Origin of the sequence: Bordetella ansorpii, assembly GCF_900078705.1 — a bacterium.
Taxonomy (GTDB): domain Bacteria; phylum Pseudomonadota; class Gammaproteobacteria; order Burkholderiales; family Burkholderiaceae_B; genus Bordetella; species Bordetella ansorpii_A.
Map to the genome: position 1 here is coordinate 957,130 of NZ_FKIF01000006.1, position 24,845 is coordinate 981,974.

21 protein-coding genes are annotated in these 24,845 nt (G+C 67.0%); 7 read left to right on the forward strand and 14 right to left on the reverse strand.

What is annotated here, in order from left to right; genetic code table 11:
• Positions 1 to 110: 110 nt before the first annotated feature.
• Complete coding sequence (locus A6745_RS14740) at positions 111 to 809, forward strand: FMN-dependent NADH-azoreductase (protein WP_066128172.1); 699 nt, start codon at positions 111 to 113, stop codon at positions 807 to 809.
• 37 nt (positions 810 to 846) lie between these two features.
• Complete coding sequence (locus A6745_RS14745; protein WP_066128174.1) at positions 847 to 1,779, forward strand: NADP-dependent oxidoreductase; 933 nt, start codon at positions 847 to 849, stop codon at positions 1,777 to 1,779.
• A 74-nt stretch (positions 1,780 to 1,853) separates the two neighbouring features.
• Here the strand turns inward: A6745_RS14745 and A6745_RS14750 are convergent, their stop codons facing one another.
• Positions 1,854 to 2,258 (reverse strand): YidB family protein, encoded by a 405-nt coding sequence (locus A6745_RS14750; protein WP_066128176.1) that lies wholly within the window; start codon positions 2,256 to 2,258, stop codon positions 1,854 to 1,856.
• Positions 2,259 to 2,452: 194 nt separating this feature from the next.
• Here A6745_RS14750 and A6745_RS14755 point away from each other — a divergent pair, with 194 nt between their 5' ends.
• The gene (locus A6745_RS14755; protein WP_066128178.1) at positions 2,453 to 3,400 is read left to right on the forward strand and encodes a LysR family transcriptional regulator; all 948 of its coding nucleotides are present in this window, start codon (positions 2,453 to 2,455) and stop codon (positions 3,398 to 3,400) included.
• A gap of 121 nt (positions 3,401 to 3,521) precedes the next feature.
• On the forward strand, positions 3,522 to 4,718 hold the full coding sequence (locus A6745_RS14760; protein WP_066128180.1) for an aminotransferase class V-fold PLP-dependent enzyme: 1,197 nt from the start codon (positions 3,522 to 3,524) through the stop codon (positions 4,716 to 4,718).
• Between the two features lies 1 nt (position 4,719).
• On the opposite strand, the gene A6745_RS14765 is transcribed toward A6745_RS14760, so the two are convergent.
• A complete protein-coding gene (locus A6745_RS14765) occupies positions 4,720 to 5,655 on the reverse strand; it encodes a LysR substrate-binding domain-containing protein (RefSeq protein ID WP_082853068.1) in 936 nt (311 codons plus the stop codon).
• Between the two features lie 162 nt (positions 5,656 to 5,817).
• On the opposite strand from A6745_RS14765, the gene A6745_RS14770 reads away from it, so the two are divergent.
• On the forward strand, positions 5,818 to 6,747 hold the full coding sequence (locus tag A6745_RS14770; RefSeq protein ID WP_197488161.1) for a Bug family tripartite tricarboxylate transporter substrate binding protein: 930 nt from the start codon (positions 5,818 to 5,820) through the stop codon (positions 6,745 to 6,747).
• 117 nt (positions 6,748 to 6,864) lie between these two features.
• Here the strand turns inward: A6745_RS14770 and A6745_RS14775 are convergent, their stop codons facing one another.
• The 6 genes from A6745_RS14775 to A6745_RS14800 form a co-directional block, all read right to left on the reverse strand.
• The gene (locus A6745_RS14775) at positions 6,865 to 8,307 is read right to left on the reverse strand and encodes an aldehyde dehydrogenase family protein (RefSeq protein WP_066128186.1); all 1,443 of its coding nucleotides are present in this window, start codon (positions 8,305 to 8,307) and stop codon (positions 6,865 to 6,867) included.
• A gap of 199 nt (positions 8,308 to 8,506) precedes the next feature.
• Entirely contained in the window at positions 8,507 to 8,965 is a 459-nt protein-coding gene (locus A6745_RS14780) for a low affinity iron permease family protein (protein ID WP_066128193.1), read from the reverse strand.
• A 58-nt stretch (positions 8,966 to 9,023) separates the two neighbouring features.
• The gene (gene map / locus A6745_RS14785) at positions 9,024 to 9,803 is read right to left on the reverse strand and encodes a type I methionyl aminopeptidase (RefSeq protein WP_066128195.1); all 780 of its coding nucleotides are present in this window, start codon (positions 9,801 to 9,803) and stop codon (positions 9,024 to 9,026) included.
• Positions 9,800 to 10,012 carry a ParD-like family protein gene (locus tag A6745_RS14790; RefSeq protein ID WP_066128921.1) on the reverse strand — a complete coding sequence of 71 codons (213 nt, stop codon included), beginning with the start codon at positions 10,010 to 10,012 and terminating at the stop codon, positions 9,800 to 9,802. Before A6745_RS14790 ends, map begins: the two co-directional genes overlap by 4 nt.
• A gap of 239 nt (positions 10,013 to 10,251) precedes the next feature.
• On the reverse strand, positions 10,252 to 14,196 hold the full coding sequence (locus A6745_RS14795; RefSeq protein ID WP_066128197.1) for a DUF3683 domain-containing protein: 3,945 nt from the start codon (positions 14,194 to 14,196) through the stop codon (positions 10,252 to 10,254).
• A gap of 170 nt (positions 14,197 to 14,366) precedes the next feature.
• Positions 14,367 to 14,933 carry a YqaA family protein gene (locus tag A6745_RS14800; RefSeq protein ID WP_066128199.1) on the reverse strand — a complete coding sequence of 189 codons (567 nt, stop codon included), beginning with the start codon at positions 14,931 to 14,933 and terminating at the stop codon, positions 14,367 to 14,369.
• Between A6745_RS14800 and ilvA the strand changes: the two genes are divergently transcribed.
• Complete coding sequence (ilvA, locus tag A6745_RS14805; RefSeq protein WP_407922732.1) at positions 14,904 to 16,589, forward strand: threonine ammonia-lyase, biosynthetic; 1,686 nt, start codon at positions 14,904 to 14,906, stop codon at positions 16,587 to 16,589. The two genes, A6745_RS14800 and ilvA, sit on opposite strands and share 30 nt — an antisense overlap.
• A gap of 271 nt (positions 16,590 to 16,860) precedes the next feature.
• On the forward strand, positions 16,861 to 17,751 hold the full coding sequence (locus A6745_RS14810) for a LysR family transcriptional regulator (protein ID WP_066128202.1): 891 nt from the start codon (positions 16,861 to 16,863) through the stop codon (positions 17,749 to 17,751).
• A gap of 31 nt (positions 17,752 to 17,782) precedes the next feature.
• Here the strand turns inward: A6745_RS14810 and A6745_RS14815 are convergent, their stop codons facing one another.
• From A6745_RS14815 to A6745_RS14840, 6 genes are read right to left on the reverse strand one after another with little or no spacing between them, the layout of a single operon-like run.
• Positions 17,783 to 18,337 (reverse strand): adenine phosphoribosyltransferase, encoded by a 555-nt coding sequence (locus tag A6745_RS14815; RefSeq protein ID WP_066128203.1) that lies wholly within the window; start codon positions 18,335 to 18,337, stop codon positions 17,783 to 17,785.
• A 54-nt stretch (positions 18,338 to 18,391) separates the two neighbouring features.
• Positions 18,392 to 20,110 carry a thiol reductant ABC exporter subunit CydC gene (gene cydC, locus A6745_RS14820; RefSeq protein WP_066128204.1) on the reverse strand — a complete coding sequence of 573 codons (1,719 nt, stop codon included), beginning with the start codon at positions 20,108 to 20,110 and terminating at the stop codon, positions 18,392 to 18,394.
• A 23-nt stretch (positions 20,111 to 20,133) separates the two neighbouring features.
• Complete coding sequence (cydD, locus tag A6745_RS14825) at positions 20,134 to 21,951, reverse strand: thiol reductant ABC exporter subunit CydD (protein ID WP_066128213.1); 1,818 nt, start codon at positions 21,949 to 21,951, stop codon at positions 20,134 to 20,136.
• A 4-nt stretch (positions 21,952 to 21,955) separates the two neighbouring features.
• Positions 21,956 to 22,081 carry a cytochrome bd-I oxidase subunit CydX gene (gene cydX, locus A6745_RS14830; protein WP_066128216.1) on the reverse strand — a complete coding sequence of 42 codons (126 nt, stop codon included), beginning with the start codon at positions 22,079 to 22,081 and terminating at the stop codon, positions 21,956 to 21,958.
• Between the two features lie 16 nt (positions 22,082 to 22,097).
• Positions 22,098 to 23,252 (reverse strand): cytochrome d ubiquinol oxidase subunit II, encoded by a 1,155-nt coding sequence (cydB, locus tag A6745_RS14835; RefSeq protein ID WP_066128220.1) that lies wholly within the window; start codon positions 23,250 to 23,252, stop codon positions 22,098 to 22,100.
• A gap of 13 nt (positions 23,253 to 23,265) precedes the next feature.
• Positions 23,266 to 24,837 (reverse strand): cytochrome ubiquinol oxidase subunit I, encoded by a 1,572-nt coding sequence (locus tag A6745_RS14840; protein ID WP_066128229.1) that lies wholly within the window; start codon positions 24,835 to 24,837, stop codon positions 23,266 to 23,268.
• Positions 24,838 to 24,845 lie beyond the last annotated feature (8 nt).

The following is a 24,845-nucleotide window of genomic DNA, read 5'->3' on the forward strand; positions in this document are numbered from 1 at the left end:
CATGAATTTATCTCATCCGTTGGTTGAGAAAGCATCGTTTGCCGCAGGAGCCGCACGCAGCAGACACTGGCGGCACGGATGAATTTCCATGACCCACCGGAGCCTTTTCCATGACCACTCTCCTGCACATCGACGCCAGCGCCCGCAGCGGCGCATCCGGCGCCCAGCCGCATGGCTCGCACACGCGCCGCCTGACCCAGCGCTTCGTCGAACAATGGCTTGCGCTGCACCCCGGCACCACCCTCATCCGCCGCGACGTCGGCGCCCAGCCGCCCGCGCCGGTGAGCGGCCAATGGATCCACGCGGCGTTCACCCCGCAGGCCCGGCGCGAAGCGTGGATGCACGAGACGCTGGCGCAGAGCGACGAACTGGTCGACGAACTGCTGGCCGCCGACGTCATCGTGGCTGGCGTGCCCATGTACAACTTCGGTCCGCCCGCGCAATTCAAGGCCTACATCGACAACATCGTGCGCGTGGGCCGCACTTTCGGCTTCGACCGCCAGCGCGCGGGCGATCCCTACTGGCCGCTGCTGGCTGGCCAGGGCAAGCAACTGGTGGTGCTGTCCTCGCGTGGCGACCACGGCTACGGGCCCGGCGAACGCATCGCGCATCTCAACCACGTCGAGGCCTCGATCCGCACCGCATTCGCCTACATGGGCATCACCGACATGCATGGCGTGGCCATCGAATACGACGAATTCGGCGATCAGCGCCTGGCCGATTCCATCGCGCGGGCCGAGGCGGAAGTGGATGAATTGTCACGGTCGGTGCGTCCGCGGGAACCCGCGCCGCGGCATGGGATTTGCTGATTTTCAAGGGTTCTCAACGCGCTCCCAGGAGGTAAGCATGAACCGTATGCACGCTTTTCGCATCGACAGCTTCGGCGGACCGGAAGTCCTGCATCGTGAGCACGTTCCCATTCCGCCCCCGCGATCCGAGCACGTATTGGTCAAGGTCGCGGCCGCCAGCCTGAACCCCGTCGACGTCAAGACGCGATCCGGCCGATTCCCCCTGGTGAAGGAAACGCAATTGCCTTTCACGCTGGGCCGGGACTGCGCGGGCGTCGTGCAGGAATCGGAAGACACGCATGGTCCCTTCCGCCCCGGACAGGAGGTGTTCGCTTTCGTCGGCCACGGCCAGGGCTCTTACGCAGAGTTCGCGCTGGTGCCGCGCGAGGCGCTGGCGCCCAAGCCGCAGTCGTTGGATCTGGTCGAGGCGGCGGCCGTGCCGCTGGCCGCGCTGACGGCCTGGCAGGGACTGTTCGAACACGGGCGGCTGGAACCGGGGCAGACCGTGCTGATCCATGCGGCCTCGGGCGGGGTCGGGCATTTCGCGGTGCAATTCGCCAAGGCACGAGGCGCGCGGGTGATCGCGACGGCGTCGGGCGAGGCCGGTGAATTCGTGCGTTCGCTGGGCGCGGATACGGTCATCGACTACCGCAAGATGGCCTTCGAGCGGCAGACGCCGCCCGTGGACCTGGTATTCGACCTGGTGGGCGGCGAAACGCAGGAGCGCTCGTGGGGCGTGCTGAAGGATGGCGGCGCATTCGTGTCCACGGTGGCCGACCCCTCGTCCGGCAAGGCCGCCGCGCGCCGGATACGTGCGGTACGCTACACCGCCCAGCCCGATGGCGCGGAACTGGCGCTGATCGGCAGGCTGATCGACGCGGGCCGCATCCGCGTGCACGTGTCCGAGGTATATCCATTCGATGCGATGGAGCAGGCCCTGCACCGGCTGGAGGAAGGCCATAACCGGGGCAAGATGGTGCTGCGGCTGTGATCGATCGAGGCCGGCCGAGGCATGACGGCGGCGCGTTGCCCCCGCCGGGTGCGGCGCGCCGCCGCGAGCGATCTTTACTTCATCAGGCGCGACAGCAGGCTCAGCATTCCCATCGGGCTCATGTCCTTGACGTCGTCGATGGTGCCGTTGGGGGTGGCCTTGTCGACCAGGCCGGGCAACATGGCGGCCAGCGATTCCAGCACGTCGGGCCGCGCGCGGCCGGTATCGGCGGCAATGGCGTCGATCACGGCCGGCTCGAACACGGCTTCCAGTTGCTGCGCCGAGATCGGCAGGTTCTCGCCGTTGCCGATCCACGACTGCACCACCGCACCCAGGCCGCCACGCTCGAAGGCCTCCATCAGCCCGGCGATGCCGCCCGGATACTTGCCCAGTTGCTTCAACACGGCGGGCAGCAGGCCGCTGCCTTCACCAGAAGCACCGGAGGCCAGGGAGGTCATCAAGGAATCCAGCAGTCCCATGACAGAAATCGTCCTTTCATCTTGGCGCGCCCGGCGCGCCGTGGGGAAGTTGCCCATCCGCGCATCCGGCGAACGGGAACGAGGCGGCACTTTACTCGAGAAAGCGCCCGGCGCGTACACCACCGGCGCAGATGGACGGAGCCGCGCCCGGCCGGCGGTATAGTCCCGAGCACCCGCCACGCCCCGTCCTTTCCATGGCCATCTCCACCGACAGCGTCCTCTCCCGCCTGCGCCTGAAACAGCTGGGCCTGATGATCGCCCTGGACCACCACCGCTCGCTGCGCCGCGCCGCCGCCGACCTGTCGATGACGCAATCGGCCGCCAGCAAGGCGCTGGCCGAGATCGAGAGCGTGATGGGCGGCGCGCTGTTCACGCGCAGCCGCACCGGCATCATGCCCACCGACCTGGGCCGTGTCGTCATCCGCTATGCCTGGCTGCTGCGCGCCGACGTGGAAGCCATGTGCCAGGAAGTGGCGCGCATCCAGCTGGGGCACGGCGGCCGCCTGTCGCTGGGCGTCATCATGGGCTCGGTGCCGAACGTGATGGCCCATGCCGTGACGGCGCTGCGGAAATCCGAGCCCGACGTGTCGATCCAGATCCACGAAGACACCAGCGCGCACCTGCTGGCCATGCTGGACCAGGGGCAGATCGACGTGATGCTGGGCCGCACCACGGTCAGCCCCAATCCAGGCCAGTACCACTACCGGCACCTGTCGGAAGAGCCGCTGAACATCGCGGTGGGCGCCGACCATCCCCTGGCACGCGCGCGCAAGGTGCGCCTGCAGGATCTGCAGAACGATAGCTGGGTGGTCTATCCCAGCCGCATGCCGTTGCGCGCGCTGCTCGAACGCGAATTCGCCGACGCGGGCATGGCGCTGCCGTCGAATTTGATCGAGACTTCATCGGTATTCTCAACCGTGACGCTATTGCGCCGCGCTTCCGATCTGGTCGCCCTATTGCCCGATGAAGTGTGCGAATTTTTCCGTGAATACGGCATGCTGCGCGTATTGCCCATTGCGTTGGTGTCGCGGGGCCAGCCTTTCGGATTAATAACCCGCGTCGGCGCGCAGCCGTCGCCCATCGCACGGCGTTTCATCGAGATCCTGTTACGGCAATATCCCTTGCCGGCCGCTTCCGCATAATGCGGCGCGGCATCCCGCGCTATGCATTCACGGCATAGCGGACGCCGAAAAAAGTCGTTGCTGCCTGGGGCGGCCCTGCCGATACCATCGGGGTTCATCTCCCGTTCGACACGGTGCCCTCTTGCCGACCTCTTCCGCCGCCGCCCTGCGCCCCGACGCCTTCCAATCCTTCCGCTCGCACTTCCCCGGCACTGCCACGCGCGCCTACCTGGACGTCGCCAGCCGCAGCCTGGTGCCCGCCAGCGCCATGGCCGTCGCCACCGAGCACATTGCCGAACGCATGGAAGGCCGCGTCGACAAGAAGCAGTATTTCGAGGTCGTGGAATCCGCCCGCCAGCGCTTCGCGCGCATGATCGGCGCACATCCCGACGAGATCGCCGTCACCAAGAACGTGTCGGAAGGCCTGAACATCATGGCTGGCGCCATCGACTGGCAGCCGGGCGACGTGGTGCTGCTGTGCTCGGCCATCGAACACCCCAACAACGTCTATCCGTGGCGCAACCTGGAGAACCAGGGCGTGCGCGTGCACGACCTGCCCAGCAGCGACGGCCAGTTCCCGATGGCGCAGGCGCTGGACATCCTGGCCCGGCGTGGCGCCCGCGTGGTGTCGGTGCCCAGCACGTCGTTCCGCCCCGGTTTTCGCACCGATCTCGATGCGCTGGCCGCCGCCTGCGAACAGGCTGGCGCGCTGCTGATCGTGGACGGCGCGCAATCGGCCGGCGTGATGCATCTGGACGTGCGGGCAACGCCCATCGCGGCGCTGGCGGTCAGCACGCAGAAGGGACTGTGCGCGCTGTACGGCATGGGCTTTTTGTATGTGCGCCGCGAGCTGGCCGAGCGCCTGACGCCCCGTGCCCTGGCGCGCTTCGGCGTGCAGATATCGGCCACGCACGAAGCCGACTACGATCCGGGCCCCATCGAATACCGCCGCGGCGCCTTGCGCTTCGACCTGGGGAATTACAACTTCCTGGCCGCCGCCCTGGTGGACGATGCCATGGCCCTGCTGGAGACCTGCGGCGGCACCCAGGCCATCCAGGCTTACACGCTGGACCTGGGCGAACGCCTGACGACGGGCCTGGCCGATTGCGGCGCTCCCGTGGTGCGCGCCGCCGGCGCACTGGGCTCGAACATCGTCTCGGTGTCGTTCCCGGACCAGCCCGCAGCGGCGAAGGCTCTGCAGGCCTGGCTGGTCTCGCGGCAGGTGTTTGCCGCCGTGCGCGGCAGCACGCTGCGCTTCTCGATCCACGCCTACAACGATGCGGACGACATCGACCAGGCCGTGCGCGCGACGGCGCAGTGGCTTCGACAATCGCGCTGATTCAACCGACGACTGCGTGCGCGGGATAGACCTGGCGCAGCCACTGCAGGAACAGCATCACCGCAGGCTTGTCGGACGAGCGCGGCGCGCACACGGCGTGATAGTTCAGGCCGTCGCGCACCTGGCCGGGATAGGGCTGCACCAGCGTGCCGCACTGCAAGGCCGCGTCCACCAGCGATGAGCGGATCAGGGTCACGCCCATGCCGGCTTCCAGCACGCCCAGCAAGGTGGCCGAGTCGTTGAAGTTCAGCGAGGGGCCGTCATCGGGCTGCAGCCTGCGGCGGTCGTCCTGGTTCCACAGGTCCAGGTAATCGCGCTCGGTATTGCGCAGGAAAGCCGGCTGCGCCGGCGGGCCGGCGGCGCCACCGCTGCCTTCCGCCTCCTGCAGGCAGCGCGCCACCGCCGGCGTGCATACCGGAACGATGACGTCGTCGGTCAGGCGCAACACGTGGTAGTGCGGCCAATCGCCCGTGCCCAGGCGGATGGAGATATCCACCCCGGACGATTCGAGATCGGCATAGAAGCGGTGCACGTCGATGCGCAGGTCGATCCACGGGTGCGCGGCAATGAACTCGGGCAGCCGGACCGCCAGGTTGCGCAGCGAGAAACTGCGCGCCGCCGACACCACCAGGGTCTGCCGCTCGACGTCCAGCATCAGCCGGTTCAGGCCAGTGCCCAGCAGGTCGAACGCACGGCAGGTGAAGTCGTAGAGCAGCTCGCCTTCCTGCGTGAAGCGCAGCCCGCGCGGGCCTCGCTCGAACAGCGCGAAGCCAACGTGATCTTCCAGCGCCTTGAGCTGCCTGCTAAGGGCGCCCTGGGTCTGGAACAGTTCTTCCGAGGCGCGCACCAGATTCAGATGCTTGCCGGCAACGTTGAATACCAGCAATGATCTGAGCGAAGGCAGGCGCGCCAGCAGACCGGTATTCGATAGTCTCATAGCGCAGCGCCAAATCCTCAATAGCGGAAAGCGGGTAGCGCCCGTATTCTAATACGGCTTTTAATGCTGCTGTTTTCACTTCATAACAACCAGGGATTCTTGGCAATGGGTGTTTGCAGAATCAGGCGGTCGATTATCCAGCGCACCGCGCTGGTTTTTGCATTGGCAACCGCGGCGCCTTTGGCGACGGCGGCCCAGGGCTTTCCAAACCACGCCATCAATCTGGTCGTCCCTTATGCGCCGGGCGGCAGTTCCGACGTGGTGGCGCGCCTGCTGGCGCAGAAACTCAGCGAACAATTCGGCCAATCGGTCGTGGTCGAAAATAAACCCGGCGCCGGCGCCACCATAGGCACGGCATATGTGGCGCAGCCCGGCCACGGCGGTTATGTCGCCTTGTTGGCCGACAACGCGCAGACCACCGCGCCGGCCATGTACAGCAAGCTGTCCTACGACGCCGTGAAGGATTTCAGCGTGGCCGGTTTCGTCGGCCAGGCCTCGGCCCTGTTGTTCGCCAGCAAGAATTCCGGGCTGACCAGCGTGCAGGACGTGCTGGACCGGTCCAAGGAAAAACCGAAGTCGCTGACCATCGGCACCGGCAACGGATCGCCCAGCCACCTGATCAGCGAGCTGTTCCAGATCAAGTCGGGCGTGCAGTTGCAGGTGGTGCCTTACAAGGGCGCGTCGGCGGCATTGAACGATCTGCTGGCGGGCCACATCGACATGGTCTTCACGAACCCCGCCTCGGCGGCGCAGTACCTGGAAGGCGGCCGTCTGACCGTATTGGGCCAGACGGGCGCCAAGCGTGACCCACGTTTTGCCGACGTGCCGAATTTCAAGGATTCCGGCATCAAGAATCTGGACGTGGCGTATTGGTTCGCGGTGCTGCTGCCCGCGGATACGCCCGCCGACATCAAGGCGCGCTGGCGCAAGGAAGTCGGCGTGGCGCTGAACTCGCCGGAAGTAAAAGCGAAGCTCGACAGCCTTGGCATCAATCAAACCGGCATGACCCCCGCCGCGGCCGAGTCCCTCATCAAGGACGAAGCCGTCATGTGGAAGCAGGTGGTCAAGGAAGCCGGCATCAAGGCCGAATAACGCCGCGAACCCGGCGGGGGAAGGAACTGCAAGCACGGCGAATGGTGCGCAGTTCCCTGGTGCGGCGGCGGGCTGGCAGTACGGCCCGCCGCAGTCATCAGACTATCCCGTCATCAATCAGGCTAGCGTATAGGCCGTCTTCACGGTCGTATAGAACTCACGCGCATAGGCGCCCTGCTCGCGCGGGCCGTAGCTGCTGCCCTTGCGGCCGCCGAACGGCACGTGATAATCCACGCCCGCTGTCGGCAGGTTCACCATCACCATGCCGGCCTGCGCATGGCGCTTGAAGTGCGTGGCGTACTTCAGCGACGTGGTCGCGATGCCGGCCGACAGGCCGAACATCGTGTCGTTGGCCACGGCCAGCGCCTCGTCGTAGTCCTTGACTCGGATCACGCTGGCCACCGGCCCGAAGATCTCCTCGCGGTTGATGCGCATGCCCGCCGCGCTTTCCACGAACAGCGCCGGCGACATGAAATAGCCTTCGGTGGCCGCTTTCACCGCGTCACCGCCCGCAGCCAGGCGCGCGCCTTCGTCGCGGCCGATGGCCAGGTAGCTCAGGTTCTGCTCCAGCTGCGGACGCGACGCCACCGGGCCCATGTCGATGCCCTGCGCCAGTGCATCGCCCACCTTGATGCGCGCCATGCGTTCCCGCAGCGCCTGCACGAACCGGTCGTGGATGGCGTCGGTGACGATCAGGCGGCTCGATGCCGTGCAACGCTGGCCGGTCGAGTAGAACGCGCTCTGCGCGCTGAGTTCGACGGCAACGTCCAGGTCGGCGTCGTCCAGCACCACCTGCGGGTTCTTGCCGCCCATTTCCAGCTGCACTTTCTTCATCGTGCGCGAGGCGCGCTCGGCGATGCCGCGGCCCACGCCTTCCGAACCCGTGAAGCTGATCGCATCGACTTCCGCATGGTCGACCAGCGCGTTGCCGATGACGCTGCCGCGGCCCATCACGAGGTTGAATACGCCGGCGGGAATGCCGCTGCGGCTGATGATGTCGGCCAGCGCCCAGGCGCAGCCCGGCACCAGGTCGGCGGGCTTGATCACCACGCAGTTGCCATGGGCCAGCGCGGGCGCGATCTTCCAGGCCGGAATGGCGATGGGGAAGTTCCACGGCGTGATCAGGCCGACGACGCCCACGGGCTCGCGCGTAATCTCGACACCGACGTTGGGACGCACCGAGGGCAGCACCTCGCCTGCCTGGCGCACCACTTCACCCGCGAAGAAACGGAAGATCTGGCCGGCACGCACCACTTCGCCGATGGCTTCGGGGCGGGTCTTGCCTTCTTCACGTGCCAGCAGCTCGCCCAGTTCTTCGCGGCGGGCCAGGATTTCGGCGGCGATCTTTTCCAGCGCATCGGCGCGCGCCTGCACGCTGCCGGTGGACCAGGCGGGGAAAGCGGCGCGGGCGGCCCGCACGGCGGCCTCGACCTGCGCGGCATCGCCCTGGGCGTACTCGCCGATCACGTCGGCCAGGTTGGAGGGGTTCAGGTTCTGGGAATAGCTGTTGCCAGCGACCCATTGGCCATCGATGAGGTTGTCGTAACGGGGGGTGGTCATACACGTCTCCTGGGAATGCAGCCAGGGCGCGGGCGGGATGCGGCGGCGCCGCGCGTCATGCCGGCGGGCAGCAGCGCAAAGGCATGGCGGGAAGGTCCGCCGGCACGCCCTGGGGTTCGTGGCGAGTGTAGGAGTCGATCCGAGACACTGTCGATGGAATTATTTCGATAATGTGTTCACTTTCGCGACTATAGGCGCGCTAGGCGGTGGAGGAGCCCGCCTGCTTCGACCGCGCGTGTTTCGCCAGCCCGGCATAGTGCCTGGCCAGCTTGTCCAGGCTGTCCTCGTCCAGGTCCTCGGCGTCGATCACGTCGTCGTCCGCGCCTTTCAGGGCGAACAACAGTTCGTCCAGCTTCATCTGCAAGGCCTTGCTGTCCTTGTTCTGGCTTTGCTGGATCAGGAACACCATCAGGAAGGTGACGATGGTGGTGCCGGTGTTGATCACCAGTTGCCAGGTGTCGGTAAAGCCGAAAATCGGGCCACTGACCGCCCAGGCGATGACGACCACGAGGGCCAGGCAGAAGCTGGCCGGAGAACCGGTCCAGCGCGAGACCGCGCTGGCGAATCTGTCGAACGCGTGATGAACGGGATGTTGGGAAGCGTCGCTCACGTGAACGTTGTCTTCCTGGGAGCGAGAGGTGCCCGATTTCCTGTTCATGGCCGTTTTCCGGAAATGGAAAACGAGGCATGAGCAAACGCCATACCCAGACGCCCGGCTATGGCGTCTCTTGAGCGGGCACCTTCTCGTCAGGCCGCAAGGTCAGCACCCGCACCCCCTGCCTGGTGACGGCAACGGTGTGCTCGAACTGCGCCGACAGTTTGCCGTCGCGCGTGACGACGGTCCAGCCGTCGTCACGGGTTTCGACCGCGTTCAGGCCCTGGTTGATCATCGGCTCGATGGTGAACACCATGCCTTCGCGCAGCGTCAGGCCCGTGTTTGGCCGGCCCCAATGCAGCACCTCGGGCGCCTCGTGCATTTCACGGCCGATGCCGTGTCCGCAGTATTCGCGCACGACGGTATAGCCGTTCTTGCGCGCGTGCGATTCGATGGCGTGGCCGACGTCGCCCAGGCGAGCCCCGGGACGCACGGCCTTGATGCCTTTCCACATGGCCTCGTAGGTGGCCTTCACCAGCCGCCTGGCTGCCGGCGCGACCTCTCCCACCAGATACGTCTTGCTGGAGTCGGCGATGTAGCCGTTCTTCTCCAGCGTGATGTCCAGGTTGACGATGTCTCCGGAAAGCAGGATCTCGGAGGTGGACGGCACGCCGTGGCACACCACGCTGTTGCGCGACGAATTCAGCGAATACTTGAACCCGTACTGCCCCTTGCTGGCGGGCCGTGCCTGCAGATCGTTGGTGATGTACCGGTCGACCAGGTCGTTGACCTGCATGGTCGACATGCCGATCAGGTTCAGGCGGTCGAGATGGGTGAACACCTGCGCCAGCAGCTTGCCGGACACCGCCATCAGTTCGACTTCTTCCGGCCGTTTGGTCATGTTGCGACAGGCGCCAAAGCCCCCGCGGCCACGCCTGCGGCCCGCAGCTCGCGGCCGACGATGTCGTTGAAGCTTTGCGTGGGGTTCATTTCGCAGAGCATGCCGATCTTCATCCAGAAGGCGGCCTGCGCATTGATGGAGCGGCAGGAGACGGTGCTGGCCTTGCGCAGTTGGTCGTGCAGGTCGTCGTCGATGTTCACGATGCCCATGATGCAATCCATATACGATCAGTATATGGATTATATATTAATAACCCTATATTTTTAAATAACAATTCCAGAGCCAAATTTTCTACCGATACTTCAGCCACAAATCCGAAACACAAGATTCCCAGCCGCCACGCCCAAAACGCCCCTCTCGCACACCACAACCCACAGCCGAAACCCAAAAAAATACGGCGAGTAAAAACTCGCCGTATCCATCACGCAATCAAACCGAAGCCGGCAACCTACACCAGCACCCGCTCGATCCCGCCTTCGTTCGCACGCTTGACGTAGTCTTCCATCCACGTCGCGCCCAGCACATGGCGCGCCATCTCGACCACGATGTAATCCGCATCCACGCCGGTGTCGCCTTCGTAGCGCGACAAGCCTTGCAGGCACGACGGGCACGACGTCAGCACCTTCACGTCGCCGTTGAAACCATCGGCGCGCAGTCCCTGCGTATTCTTCCGCAGTTCCTCTTCCTTGCGGAAGCGGATCTGCGTGGAAATATCCGGACGCGTGACGGCCAGCGTGCCCGACTCGCCGCAGCAGCGATCGCTCTTGATGGTGGCATCGCCCACCAGCGAACGCACGGTCTTCATCGGGTCCTGCAGCTTCATCGGGGTATGGCAGGGGTCGTGGTACATGTAGCGCACGCCCTGCACGCCATCGAGCTTCAGGCCCTTCTCCATCAGGTATTCGTGGATGTCGATCAGGCGGCAACCGGGGAAGATCTTCTCGAACTCATACCCCGCCAACTGGTCGTAGCAGGTGCCGCAGCTGACCACCACCGTCTTGATGTCGAGGTAGTTCAGCGTGTTGGCCACGCGATGGAACAGCACGCGGTTGTCGGTGATGATCTGCTCGGCCTTGTCGCTCATGCCGTTGCCGCGTTGCGGATAACCGCAGCACAGGTAACCCGGCGGCAGCACGGTCTGCACGCCGGCATGCCACAGCATGGCCTGCGTGGCCAGGCCGACCTGCGAGAACAGGCGCTCGGAGCCGCAACCCGGGAAATAGAACACCGCTTCCGTCTCGGCCGTGGTGGCCTGGGGATTGCGGATGATCGGCACGTAGTTGGCGTCTTCGATGTCCAGCAGCTTGCGCGCGGTCTGCTTGGGCAGGCCGCCGGGCATCTTCTTGTTGACGAAGTGCACCACCTGCTCGCGCAGGGGCGCGCGGCCCACCGTGGCCGGCGGGTTGGCCGTCTGCTTGCGCACCAGGCCGCCCAGCAGGTCGTGCGCGGCGCGTTGCACCTTGTAGCCCACACCCACCATGGCCTGGCGGGTGACGTTGATGGTGGCCGGATCCTTTGCGTTCAGGAAGAACATGGCGGCCGACGTGCCGGGGTTGAACGACTTGCGGCCCATGCGGCGCAGCAGCGCGCGCATGTTCATCGACACGTCGCCGAAGTCGATGTCGACCGGGCATGGGTTGTAGCACTTGTGGCAGACCGTGCAGTGATCGGCCACGTCCTCGAACTCTTCCCAGTGCTTCAGGCTGACGCCGCGGCGGGTCTGCTCTTCGTACAGGAACGCCTCGACCAACAGCGAGGTGGCCAGGATCTTGTTGCGCGGCGAGTACAGCAGATTGGCGCGCGGCACGTGCGTGGCGCACACCGGCTTGCACTTGCCGCAACGCAGGCAGTCCTTCACCGAGGCCGAGATGGCGCCGATGTCGCTCTGCTGCATGATCAGCGACTCGTGGCCCATCAGGTTGAAGCTGGGCGTCCAGGCGTGGCGCAGGTCGGCGCCCGGCATCAGCTTGCCGGCGTTGAAGTGGCCGTTGGGATCGATGCGGCGCTTGTACGCCTGGAACGGCGCCAGCTCTTCCTCGGTCAGGAATTCGTACTTGGTCAGGCCGATGCCGTGCTCGCCAGAGATGACGCCATCCAGGTCGCGCGCGATCTGCATGATGCGCTCGACGGCCTGGTGGGCCTCCTGCAGCATGTCGTAGTCGTCGGAGTTGACCGGGATGTTGGTGTGGACGTTGCCGTCGCCGGCGTGCATGTGCAGCGCCACGAACACACGGCTTTTCAGCACGCGCGCGTGGATGGCGCGCAGGCCGTCCAGGATGGGCTTGCCCGCGTTGCCGGGGAACAGGCCCTGCAGGCTGGACAGCACTTCGGCGCGCCACGAGACGCGCACGGTGCGGTCCTGCACCACGTCGAACACGCGGGCCTGCGCCTGGCGCGCCAGGCGCTCTGCCAGCGTGCCCTGCAGGTGCGCCATGCCCAGGCGTGGCAGTTCGGGCAGCATCTGCGCCAGGGGCAGATCCAGGTTGTCCAGCAGCCACTGCCAACGCTGGCGCGCGGCATGCAGCATCTCGATGGCCTGCCGCGTGCGCTCGGCCAGCACGTCGCTGCTGGTGATGCCGGCGTCCTCGTCGTCCTCGGGCTTGCCCAGCGGCAGCGGGTCGGACAGATAGGCTTCGAGCGCGTCCAGCAACCGCAGCTTGTTGGCGGTGGACAGCTCGATGTTGATGCGTTCGATGTGGTCCGTGTACTCGCCCATGCGGCCCAGCGGGATCACCACGTCTTCGTTGATCTTGAAGGCGTTGGTGTGGCGCGAGATGGCGGCGGTGCGGGCACGGTCGGCCCAGAACTTCTTACGGGCCTCGGCGCTGACGGCGACGAAGCCTTCGCCGTGGCGCGTATTGGCCAGGCGCACCACTTCGCTGGCGGCCGCGGCCACGGCGTTCTCGTCGTCGCCGACGATGTCGCCCAAGAGCAGCATCTTGGGCAGGGTGCCGCGCTTACTCTTGGTGGCGTAGCCCACGGCGCGCAGATAGCGTTCGTCCAGGTGCTCCAGGCCGGCCAGGATGGCGCCGCGCGCGCGGCCCTCGCCATCGAGATAGCCCTTCACTTCCAGGATGGACGGCACGGCGTCGCGCGCCTGGCCGAAGAACTCCAGGCAGACGGTGCGCGTGAACTTGGGCATGCGGTGCAGCACCCAGCGCGCGGACGTGATGAGGCCGTCGCAGCCTTCCTTCTGCACGCCCGGCAGGCCCGCCAGGAACTTGTCGGTGACGTCCTTGCCCAGCCCGACCTTGCGGAAACGCCTGCCTTCGATTTCGAGGGTTTCGCTGCGCAGCAGGCGCTCGCCGGGCTTGCCGGCGCCATCGAACCACTTGACCTCGAAGCGGGCCACGTCCACGTCATGGATCTTGCCCATGTTGTGGTCCAGGCGCGTGACTTCGAGCCAGTTGCCGTCGGGATCGACCATGCGCCACCAGGCCAGGTTGTCCAGCGCGGTGCCCCACAGCAGGGCTTTCTTGCCGCCGGCGTTCATGGCGATGTTGCCGCCGATACAGGACGCCTCGGCGGAGGTGGGATCGACGGCGAACACGTAGCCCGCATGCTCGGCCGCTTCGGCCACGCGCTTGGTGACCACGCCCGCGCCGGTGGCGATGACGCCCACGGGCTCGGCCAGCCCGGGCAGCATACAGGACTCGACCGCGCCCAGCGCGTCGAACTTCTCGGTGTTGATGACGGCCGATTTCCACGTCAGCGGAATGGCGCCGCCGGTGTAGCCGGTGCCGCCGCCGCGCGGCACGATGGTGAGGTTCAGCTCGATACAGGCGCGCACCAGCGCGGCGATCTCTTCCTCGTGGTCGGGCGTGAGCACGACGAAGGGATATTCCACGCGCCAGTCGGTGGCGTCGGTGACGTGCGAGACGCGCGACAGGCCATCGAACTTGATGTTGCCGCGCGCGGTGATGCGGCCCAGCACGCGCAGCGCATCGCGGCGCAGGTGCTCGGTCTGCTCGAACTGTTGCTCGAACTCGGCCACGGCGGTGCGGCCGCGCGACAGCAGTTCGACGACCTTGGCATCGTGGCCGGCCTCGCCGGAACCCGGCGCGCGGCGCTTGTCGATCTCGCGCAGGCGGTGGTGCAGGGCCTCGATCAGCAGCTTGCGGCGCTTGGGGTTGTCCAGCAGGTCGTCCTGCAGGTAGGGATTGCGGCGCACGACCCAGATGTCGCCCAGCACCTCGTAGAGCATGCGCGCGGATCGGCCGGTGCGGCGTTCGCCGCGCAGGTCTGACAGCAGTTGCCAGGCATCTTCGCCCAACAGCCGCGAGACCACTTCGCGGTCGGAGAACGAGGTGTAGTTGTAGGGGATTTCGCGCAGGCGCGCGCCGGCGGCCACGGGGGTTGCCGCAAGGACTTGGCTGGCAAGAGGGGCGTTCATGGAAGCAGCAGAGAGGGCCCTTAAAAACCCATTTTATGTCATTACCGGAAACAGACGCGGCAAGAACTGTTACCGCCGGACGTTAAGCGCCATGAAAGCGCTCGTAGCCTGACGTTGAGCGTTTTTTGCCGGACGATGACGGAACTCCCGGCATTCCTTCCGCGCAACGGCTAGAGGTGCACGCCCGAGGTGGCCCACAACAGGCCGGCCGTCATGGTGAGGTAGCGCAGGAACTTGCCGATGGCCATGTAGACGACGCACGGCCAGAACGACAGGCGCAGCCAGCCGGCCACGGCGCACATCGGATCGCCCACCACGGGCAGCCAGGCCAGCAACAGCGCGGGCGGTCCCAGGCGCGTCAGCCAGGCGCGGGCCTTGGCGTGCCAGCGGCCCTTCATCATGTCCTTGGGCGCTTCGTCCGTGGACGAGCCTTCGGCGCCATCGCGGAACGCCTCGCGCCCGTGATGCTCGCGCCAGCGCTCCACGCCGCGATGCGCGCCCCACCCCATCGCATAATTGACCAGCCCTCCGAGCGTGTTGCCGACGGTGGCGATCAGGATGGCGGGCCAGAACATGTCCGGCGAGACCTTCACATACGCATAGACGGCCGGTTCGGAGCCCAACGGCAGCAGGGTGGCCGAGACGAAGCTGACGAAGAAGATGGCGGACAGCCCGATCTCGGGCAACGCCAGCCATCCCAGCACCGTGTGGATCGCGGCGAGCAGAGTCTGTTCCATAGTGCCGGCCAGTGTAGCCGCCCGGTAGGACGCCGCCGACAACAGGCGCGGAGGCTTGGCGGAAAGACCCTGTCACGCGCTGTGCTACTCTGGCGAGCCGGCCGGCGCGGGGCGTCGGCTCATGCTCATTCCGCACAACGCGCTTCCATGTCCACCGACTACCTCAAACGCATCCTGACCTCCAAGGTCTACGACGTCGCCGTCGAATCCCCCCTCGAAACCGCCACTCTGTTGTCGCAGCGAATTTCGAACACGGTGATGCTCAAGCGCGAGGATACGCAGGCGGTGTTCAGCTTCAAGCTGCGCGGGGCGTACAACAAGATGGCCCACCTGACGCCGGCGGCGCGCAGCCGGGGCGTCATCGCCGCCTCGGCGGGCAACCATGCCCAAGGCGTGGCGCTGGCCGCCAGCCGCCTGGGCTGCCGTGCCGTGATCGTCATGCCGACCACCACGCCCGAGGTCAAGATCGAAGCCGTGCGCCGCCTGGGCGGCGAGACGGTGCTGGCCGGTGAAAGCTTCACCGACGCCTACGAACATGCCAAGCAGTTGGAAAAGACCGAGAAACTGACTTTCGTGCACCCCTTCGACGATCCCGACGTGATCGCCGGACAGGGCACGGTGGGCATGGAGATCCTGCGCCAGCATCCCGGCGAGATCGAGGCGATCTTCGTGGCCATCGGTGGCGGCGGCCTGATCTCCGGCGTTGCCGCGTACGTGAAGCAACTGCGTCCCGGGATCAAGATCATCGGCGTGCAGACCGAAGATTCCGATGCCATGGTGCGCAGCGTGCGCGCCGGCCGCCGCGTGCAGTTGAACGACGTGGGCCTGTTCTCGGACGGCACCGCGGTCAAGCTGGTGGGCGCCGAAACGTTCCGCCTGACGCGCAAGTACGTGGACGACTTCGTGGTGGTCAACACCGACGCCATCTGTGCGGCCATCAAGGACGTCTTCCAGGATACGCGCAGCGTGCTGGAACCCTCGGGCGCCATGGCCCTGGCGGGCGCCAAGCAGTACGCCGCGCAGCACAAGCTCAAGGGCAAGACGCTGATCGCCATCGCCTGCGGCGCCAACATGAATTTCGACCGCCTGCGCTTCGTCTCCGAACGCGCGGAGGTCGGCGAAATGCGCGAGGCCGTGTTCGCCGTGACCATGCCCGAGCAGCGCGGCAGCTTCCGCCGCTTCTGCGAGCTGGTGGGCAACCGCAGCGTCACCGAATTCAACTACCGCATCTCGGATGCCGATCGCGCGCACGTGTTCGTGGGCCTGCAGGTCTCTTCGCCCAACGAGCCCGCCAGGATCGCCACGCACTTCAGGAAAAGCGGCTTCGACACGCTGGACCTGACGCACGACGAAATGGCCAAGACGCACTTGCGCCACATGGTGGGCGGGCGCTCGCGCCTGGCGGAAAACGAACTGCTGTACCGCTTCGAATTCCCCGAGCGTCCCGGCGCGTTGATGCGCTTCCTGAACGCGATGAATCCCGACTGGAACATCAGCCTGTTCCACTACCGCAACCAGGGAGCCGACTACGGCCGCATCCTGATCGGCATCCAGGTGCCGCCGTCCGACAAGAAGCAATTCAAGACCTTCGTGACGGAACTGGGCTATCCGCACTGGAATGAGACCGACAATCCCGCCTACAAGCTCTTCCTGTAGGCGCCGTTCCCGCAACGGCAAGCCACCACACGGGGCCGAAAGGCCCCGTTTTCCTTTGCCGGCATCGAAGGCGGACGGCGCTCCATCGCCCCGGCGCACGCAGGCCGGGCTTGGGTTGCCGATTGACAACAGATTGAATGCAACCGGGGTTCAGCTCGGTAAAAACCCTCGATTTTGCAAACTTTATTCCATCTGTGGAAATATTTGCTGGGATATCATCCATTACAGATAAAAGAGGCATCAATGCCCGCTGCTACCAGAAGACCAGCAGATGGATATCCAGCTCAACGACATCGCCCTGTTTGTCGAAGTCGCCAAACGCAAGAACTTCAGCCACGCCGCCGAGGCGCTGGGCATTCCGACGTCCACGCTGTCGCGCCGCGTCACCGAGCTCGAACGCGGCATCGGCATGCGCCTGCTGAACCGCAGCACCCGCCGCATCGACCTGACCGAAGCGGGCGCCGTGTATTTCGAGCGTTGCCGCCACATCGTGGAAGAGGCCCGTGTCGCGCACGAGCAATTGCTGGACATGGCCGCGCAGCCCAAGGGCCGCCTGCGCATCTCGATGCCCACCAGCCTGGCGCAGTTGTTCCTGCCTGCCGTGATCCGCGAATTCCGCGCCCAGTACCCCGATATCGAGTGCGATTTCGACCTGAGCATGCGGCCCATCGATCCGATCAGCAATCCGTACGATCTGGTGCTGCGCTTCGGCCAGCAGCCGGACTCCAGCCTGATCGCGCGGCAGATCGTGCTGATGACGCAGCGCCTGTATGCCTCGCCCGCCTACCTGGAACGCTACGGCGAGCCGCGCACGCCGTCCGACCTGAGCCACCACGAATGCCTGCGGCCGGCGATGACGGACGTGATGTCCTACTGGGTGCTGCACTCGGGCGAAAAGGTCGAGCGCGTGCAGGTATCCGGCCGGCTGGCGGCCAACAACGTCGGCATGCTGGGACGCCTGGCCAGCCAGGGGCTGGGCATCACCCCGCTGCTGGTGTTCGAGGCCATGGAACGCGCCATCACGCAGAACGGCCTGGTGCGCGTGCTGCCCGACTGGGCACTGACGCCGCTGCCGCTGTTTGCCCTGCTGCCCTCGCGCATGATTCCCGCCAAGACGCGCGCGTTCCTGGATTTCATCCAGCCCCGGCTGAACGAGGCATGAGAGGCAACCGCGCGCGCCCCATGCCCGGCATTCAGGCCGGGTCTTCGGCGCCGAACTGACAGACCGTGTACAGCGGCGTTCCCGTCGCGGCGATCTGCCTGGAGCCCCCCAGTTCGGGCAGGTCGATGACCGCGGCCGCCTCGACCACGTTGGCGCCCAGGCGCTGCAACAGCTTGATGGCCGCCAGCATGGTGCCGCCGGTGGCGATCAGGTCGTCGACCAGCAGCACGCGCTGGCCGGTGCGCACGGCATCCGTGTGCATTTCGACGGTGGCATTGCCGTATTCCAGCGAATAGGATTCGGCCAAGGTGCGGAACGGCAGCTTGCCTTTCTTGCGCACGGGTACGAAACCCAGGTTCAGCTCATAGGCCAGCACGCTGCCCAGGATGAAACCGCGCGCATCGACGCCGGCCACCAGGTCGAGCCGCTGGCGCATGTAGCGATAGACGAACAGATCGATCAGGGCGCGGAAGGTGCGCGGGTCCTGCAGCACGGGCGTGATGTCACGGAACATCACGCCTGGCGAGGGCCAGTCGGGGACGCTGCGTATGGTGCGCCGGACAACGTCGGCGTAATCGGTCTGCATGGTGGAACGTCCCCGGAATGGCACAGCAGCCCGCACTATACCCGCGCGGATCGCTCAAGCCAATGACGCCGGCTGGCCTTCGACCAGTCGTCCCGCATGCAGCCGTAACCGCCGGTGCACCGCGCCCGCCGGCAGCGCGGCATGGGTGGCCAGCACGACCGCGCGGCCCTGCACCGCCTGGCCCAGGTCGCGCAGGAAAGCGGCCTCGGTCGCGGCATCCAGGCCCGCGGTGGGTTCGTCCAGCAACAGCACCGCGGCCGGCGAAAGCACCACGCGTGCCAGGCACAGGCGGCGGGCCTGGCCCGCCGACAATCCGGCGCCGGTCTCGCCCACCCAGGTGTCCAGGCCCTGCGGCAGGCCGCGTACGAAGTCGTCCAGCCGTGCAGCGGCCAGCGCCGCCCACAGCGCGGTATCGCTGGCCTGCGCGTCGCCGATCAGCAGATTGGTGCGCAGGGTGCCCAGAAAAACCGGCGAATCCTGCGACAGCAGCGCGATGCGCTGGTGCAGCGCCTGCTGGGCGCATTGCCGCACGTCGCACCCCCCATAGGTGACGCGCCCGTCCCGTGGATCGTCCAGGCGCAGCAGCAGGTGCAGCAGCGTGGACTTGCCCGATCCGCTGGCGCCCTCGATGGCCACCCGTTCGCCCGGCGCCACGCGCAGGTCGACGCCGTCCAGCACCCATGCGCCGGGTGCTGCCTCGGGATAGGCGTAACGCAGGCCATGCGCCTGCAGGTCGCCCGCCACGGGCAGCGGCTGCGGCGAGGCGACATCCTGCAGATCGGGCTCGGCGGCGACGATGTCGCGGATACGCGCGGCGGCGGCGCGAGCCGCGCCCAGGCGGGACACGCCGCGCATCACCGGACCCGCCACTTCGAAGATACCGATGGTGGCCAGCAGCAGGCCGGCCATCAACGGCCCTGAAATCCTGCCCTCGGGCAGGCCGCCCAGGCCTGCCCACAGCACCGCCAGCATGGCGGCGCCCGCGGCGGCCTGCAGCATCCATTGGCCGGCGGCCGCGATGCGCGCCTGCCGCTGACGCGCCCGCCCGGCCTCCAGGCACAGGGCGTCGAAGCGCTGCTGCGCGGGCGTGGCCGCATGCATGGCGGCGATGTCGGCATGGCCTTCGACCGCATCCAGCACCGCGGAACGCAGGCCTGCGGCGCTCTCCTGCAGCGCGGCGCCGGGACGCTTCGAGGCCCTCACCAGCAGCAGCGGCACCAGCACACAGGCCGTGAACAGCGCCAGGGCCACGGCCAGGCCAGCCGCCGGCAACCACCCGCCCACCACCAACGACAGCACCGTGCCGCCCAGCAACGCGGTCGCGACGGGCGCCACGACGAACAGGAAGAGGGTGTCCAGCGCATCCACGTCGCCGGTCAGGCGCGCGACCAGATCGCCGCCGCGATAGCGGGCCAGTTGGCGCGGCGACAGGCGGATCAGCGCGCGGAACACCGAGCCGCGCAGGTCGGCCAGCAGATGCAGCGTGGCGGCATGGCCCACCAGGCGCTCGGCGTAGCGCGCGCCGATGCGCAGGAAGGACAGGCCGCGCACCATCGCGGAGGGCACGAAGAGATTGAACGCGGACCCCGCGCCCGCCAGCGCCGCCCCGGTGAGAAACCAGCCGGACACGCCCAGCAGGCCCGTGCCCGCGGCCACGGTGACCAGGGCCAGCAGCAAGGCGGCGGACAGGCTGCGCCAGCGGCGCAGGTAGAGGGCGCGCAGGCGGCTGCGCCGCGTGACGGGCTGCGCTTGCGATTCGATCGGCGTGCTCATGCCGCCCCCTCGGCCCCCCGCGCTCATACCGCCTCCGCCCATTTGCCCGCCCGCAGCACCAGGCGGCGCGGCAGGCGGCTGGCGACCGTTTCGGAGTGCGTGGCCATCAGCACGGTACGGCCCTGCGCGAACGCCAGCAGTTCATCGAGCACACGCGCCTGCGTATCGGCATCCAGGTGCGCCGTGGGCTCGTCCAGCAGGATCAGGCCCGGATCGCGCAGGAACAGGCGCGCCAGCGCCACGCGCTGCGCCTGACCACCCGACAGGCCGCGTCCGCGGCTGGCCAGGCGCGTGTCCAGGCCTCGCGGCATGGCCTGGGCGAACTCCATCACGCAGGCACGGCGCGCGGCATCGGCCACGTCCTGCGCGCTGGCGTCGGGCCGCGCCAGGCGGATGTTGTCGGCGATGGTGCCTTCGAACAGATACGGCTTCTGGCCGATCAGCGCCACGCGGGTGCGCAGCGCGGCCTCGTCCCACTCGGACAGCGCCAGGCCGTCGAGCGCGATGGCGCCGGAGGTTTCGCGCAGGCGGCACAGGGCTTCCAGCAGCGTGGTCTTGCCCACGCCGCTGACGCCCATCAAGGCCACATGCTCGCCTGGAGCCAGCGCCAGATCCAGTTCGTTCAACACGGGTTGGCCACGGCCGGGCACCGACACCGTCAAGCCGTGCACCCGCAGGCGCGAGGCACGGCGGGCCGCGCGCGGCGGCATGGCGCGAGAGGGGCCGGAGCGCGCAGCCACGGCCTGCACCGCGCCGGCCGCCTCGGTGGCGGCGCGGGAATCGACCGCGTCGCCAGGAAAGGGCTCGCTGCCCGGCAGGCCGTCGAACGCCTGCTCGATCTGGGTGACGGCGGCGCGCGCGGCGGCGCGGTCGTGATAATGCGCGGCGAACAGGCGCAGCGGGGCATACACCTCGGGCGCCATCAACAGACAGAAGAAACCGGCCTGCAGCGTCAGCGCCTGGCTGCGCACGTCCAGATAACCCAGATACGTCAGGCCGATGTACACCGCCACGCCGGCCACGCCCAACGCGGCGAAGAATTCGAGCACGGCGGAAGAAAGAAAGGCGATGCGCAGCACCGCCATGGTCCGTTCGCGCAACGCCGAACTGGCCTCGGCCACGGCCTGGGCTTCCGCCTCGGCACGGCCGTGCAGCTTCAGCGTGGACAGGCCGCGCAGACGGTCGGCGAAGAAGCCCGACAGGCGGGCAAAGGCCCGCATGTGGCGGCGGCTGGCGGCTTCCGCGCCCCAGCCCACCAGCGCCATGAACAGGGGGATCAGCGGCGCGGTGACCAGCAGCAGCAGGCCGGACACCACGTCCACCGGCAACAGCACGACCGAGAACGCCACGGGCAGCACGGCGGCCGCCCCCATCGAAGGCAGATAACGCGCGAAGAAGCCGTCCAGCGCCTCGACCTGGTCGACCACCGCGCTGGACAGCTCGCCGGACGCGCGCTGGCGCGTCCATTGCGGACCGGCCTCCAGCAGGCGGCCGAACAGGGCCTGGCGCACCTGGCGCTTGATGCGCTCGGCGGCTTGCGCGCCGGCGCGTTCGGCCAGCCAGGCCAAGCCCGCCCGCGCCAGGATCAGCGCGGCGATGGCGGCCAGTGAACCGGTGAGTTCGGCGCGCGGCGCGCCCCGCGCGATGGCCGCGTCCAGCACGCGCGCCAGCAGCCAGGCCTGCGCCACCAGCAACACGCCGCCCAGCAGCGGCGCGCCGGCGGCCAGCGCCAGCGGCACGCGCGCGGTGCGGGCCAGGCCGCCCAGCCAGCGCGTCTGCGCCCGCGTGGGCCGGCCCAGTGCGGCCGAAGGATCGTGCTCGATGCCGGACGGGCTGCTCACGGTCTTACTCTTCGGGCGGCAGATTCAAGGGGTCGTGCGCATGGCCTTCACGCAGTTCGAACCACATCGCGTTGACGATGCCGAAGATGCAAGCCAGGCTCAGGCCCAGGATCCAGGAGAAGTACCACATGGTCGAAGCTCCTCAATCAGTAGGAATTGGGCGTATCGCCCACGGTTTCATGCGTGACCTTGCCGCGCATCACGCGATACACCCAGGCGGTGTACACAGTGACGATGGGCAGGAAGAACGCGGTGGCCAGCACCATGATCCACAGCGTCATCGGGCTCGACGAACTGTCCCACACCGTCAGGCCGGCGTTGGGCTGGCTGGACGACGGCATGATGAACGGGAACAGCGAGAAGCCGACGGTGAGGATGATGCCGGCGATGGACACCGACGAGGCGATGAAGCTGCCCGGACCCGCGCGCAGGATCATCAGCAGCGCCGCGCCCAGCGCGCCCGCCACGCCCATGATGGGCGCCAGCCACATGAACGGCCACTTGTAGTAGTTGGCCATCCAGCCGCCCGGCACCAGGTCTACCGTCTTGGCCAGCGGATTGGACGGGGCGGCCGTGTCGATGGCGCTGGTGATGACGTGGCCGTCGACGCCATTGGACACCCAGAAGCCCCCCACGGTGAACAGCACCACCGTCAGCGCGGCGGCGATGCAGCCCCACTTGCGGGCGCGCTCGGCCACCACTTCCTCGGTGCGCCAGGCCAGCAGCACGGCGCCGTGCATGGCCAGCATCACCACGCTGAGCACGCCGGCCAGCAGCGCGAACGGCGTGAACAGCTGGAAGAAGTGCCCTTCGTACAGGGGCCGCATCGACGTCGGCTCGAAGCCCGAGGGCACGCCCAGGATGACGTTGCCCATCGCCACGCCGAACACCAGCGAGGCCACCACGCCGCAGAAGCACAGCACGGCGTCCCAGCGGCTGCGCCACACGGGGCTCTCGAACTTGCTGCGGTACTTGAAGGCCACCGGACGCAGGATCAGCGCCAGCAGCACCAGCATCATCGCCAGGTAGAACCCGGAGAACGAGGCCGCGTACAGCAGGGGCCAGGCGGCGAAGATGGCGCCGCCGGCCGTGATCAGCCACACCTGGTTGCCTTCCCAGACCGGGCCGACCACGTTGATGACGATGCGGCGTTCGGCGTCGGTCCTGGCGACGATGGGCAGCATCGCCGCCGCGCCCAGGTCGAAACCGTCCATGATGGCGAAGCCGATCAAGAGCGCGCCCAGCAGCGCCCACCACACGACACGCAGGGTGCCGTAATCAAGAGGAATCAAACTGTCCATGTCGGCTCTCCGTTCAGGCTTCAATCGCCGCTTGGATGGGATCGGCAGGCCGGCGCGGCGCCGGCTTGTCGGACTTGGGGCCCGCCTTGATGGCGTGCAGCATCACCTTCACGGCGATGACCAGCAGCACGGTGTAGAGCAACAGGAAGATGCCCAGGCTGATGGCGAGATCCACGAAGGTGAGGCCGGATGCCGCGTAGTACGTGGGCAGCACGCCTTCGATCACCCAGGGTTGGCGGCCGTACTCGGCCACGAACCAGCCGCATTCGATCGCCACCCACGGCAGCGGCAGGCTCCACAGCGCCACCTTCAGCATCCACGGGCGCGCATCCAGACGGCCGCGCGAGGCCAGCCAGAAGGCCACGGCAAAGAACAGGATGAGGTACATGCCGACCGCGACCATGACGCGGAACGTGATGAACAGCGGCGCCACGTTGGGCACGGTGTCCAGCGCGGCCTGCTTGATCTGCGCGTCGGTCACCTTGCTCAGGTCTTCCTCGTAGCGCTTGACCAGCAGCCCGTAGCCCAGGTCGGGCCAGGTCTTGTCGAAGGTCATGCGCGCATCGACGTCCTTGGGATTGGCCCGGATGCGCTGCAAGGCCTGGTACGCGACGATGCCCTCGCGGATGCGCGTCTCGGCGCGCAGCACCAGGTCGTCGATGCCCAGCAGCGGCGTGGTCAGCGAGCGCGTGCCGATGATGCCCATGACGTACGGGATCTCGATGGCATAGTCGTTGCGGCGCTCTTGCTGGTTCGGGATGGCGAACAGGTTGAAGCTGGCGGGCGCGGGCTCGGTGTGCCACATGGCTTCCATGGCCGCGATCTTCATCTTCTGGTGTTCGGTGGTCAGATAGCCGCTTTCGTCACCCAGCACCACCACCGACAGCGAGGCCGCCAGGCCGAAGCTGGCCGCCACCGCCATCGAACGCTTGGCCAGGTCGACGTGGCGGCGGCGCAGCAGGTACCAGGCGCTGATCGACATCACGAACATCGCGCCGGCCACGTAACCCGCGCTGACCGTGTGCACGAACTTGGCCTGCGCCACGGGATTGAACACCACCGCGGCGAAATCGGTCATTTCCATGCGCATGGTGTCGGGATTGAAGACCGCGCCCACCGGATTCTGCATCCAGCCGTTGGCGACCAGGATCCACAGCGCCGAGAAGTTGGTGCCGAAGGCGACCAGCCAGGTCACGATCAAGTGGCCGACCTTGGACAGGCGGTTCCAGCCGAAGAAGAACAGGCCGACGAAGGTGGCTTCCAGGAAGAAGGCCATCAGCCCCTCTAGGGCCAGCGGGGCGCCGAAGATGTCGCCCACGTAGTGGCTGTAGTAGGACCAGTTCATGCCGAACTGGAACTCCATCACCACGCCGGTGGCCACGCCGATGGCGAAGTTGATGCCGAACAGCGTGCCCCAGAACATGGTCATGCGCTTCCAGATCTGGCGCCCCGTCATGACGTACACGCTTTCCATGATGGCCAGGATGAACGACAGGCCCAGGGTGAGCGGCACGAACAGGAAGTGGTAGAGCGCGGTCGCGGCGAACTGGAAGCGCGACAGGTTGACGACGTCGATATCAATCATGGCCGTGC

What these genes read in the sequence shown, in the direction of transcription:
- cydC (WP_066128204.1), bottom strand. Translation starts at nt 20,110, where the DNA reads ATGAGCACGCCGATCGAATCGCAAGCGCAGCCCGTCACGCGGCGCAGC.
- A6745_RS14815 (WP_066128203.1), bottom strand. Translation starts at nt 18,337, where the DNA reads ATGCAGACCGATTACGCCGACGTTGTCCGGCGCACCATACGCAGCGTC.
- A6745_RS14795 (WP_066128197.1), bottom strand. Translation starts at nt 14,196, where the DNA reads ATGAACGCCCCTCTTGCCAGCCAAGTCCTTGCGGCAACCCCCGTGGCC.
- A6745_RS14840 (WP_066128229.1), bottom strand. Translation starts at nt 24,837, where the DNA reads ATGATTGATATCGACGTCGTCAACCTGTCGCGCTTCCAGTTCGCCGCG.
- A6745_RS14745 (WP_066128174.1), top strand. Translation starts at nt 847, where the DNA reads ATGAACCGTATGCACGCTTTTCGCATCGACAGCTTCGGCGGACCGGAA.
- cydB (WP_066128220.1), bottom strand. Translation starts at nt 23,252, where the DNA reads ATGGACAGTTTGATTCCTCTTGATTACGGCACCCTGCGTGTCGTGTGG.
- A6745_RS14780 (WP_066128193.1), bottom strand. Translation starts at nt 8,965, where the DNA reads ATGAACAGGAAATCGGGCACCTCTCGCTCCCAGGAAGACAACGTTCAC.
- A6745_RS14790 (WP_066128921.1), bottom strand. Translation starts at nt 10,012, where the DNA reads ATGGGCATCGTGAACATCGACGACGACCTGCACGACCAACTGCGCAAG.
- A6745_RS14810 (WP_066128202.1), top strand. Translation starts at nt 16,861, where the DNA reads ATGGATATCCAGCTCAACGACATCGCCCTGTTTGTCGAAGTCGCCAAA.
- map (WP_066128195.1), bottom strand. Translation starts at nt 9,803, where the DNA reads ATGACCAAACGGCCGGAAGAAGTCGAACTGATGGCGGTGTCCGGCAAG.
- A6745_RS14755 (WP_066128178.1), top strand. Translation starts at nt 2,453, where the DNA reads ATGGCCATCTCCACCGACAGCGTCCTCTCCCGCCTGCGCCTGAAACAG.
- A6745_RS14775 (WP_066128186.1), bottom strand. Translation starts at nt 8,307, where the DNA reads ATGACCACCCCCCGTTACGACAACCTCATCGATGGCCAATGGGTCGCT.
- A6745_RS14750 (WP_066128176.1), bottom strand. Translation starts at nt 2,258, where the DNA reads ATGGGACTGCTGGATTCCTTGATGACCTCCCTGGCCTCCGGTGCTTCT.
- A6745_RS14765 (WP_082853068.1), bottom strand. Translation starts at nt 5,655, where the DNA reads ATGAGACTATCGAATACCGGTCTGCTGGCGCGCCTGCCTTCGCTCAGA.
- A6745_RS14740 (WP_066128172.1), top strand. Translation starts at nt 111, where the DNA reads ATGACCACTCTCCTGCACATCGACGCCAGCGCCCGCAGCGGCGCATCC.
- A6745_RS14800 (WP_066128199.1), bottom strand. Translation starts at nt 14,933, where the DNA reads ATGGAACAGACTCTGCTCGCCGCGATCCACACGGTGCTGGGATGGCTG.
- cydX (WP_066128216.1), bottom strand. Translation starts at nt 22,081, where the DNA reads ATGTGGTACTTCTCCTGGATCCTGGGCCTGAGCCTGGCTTGCATCTTC.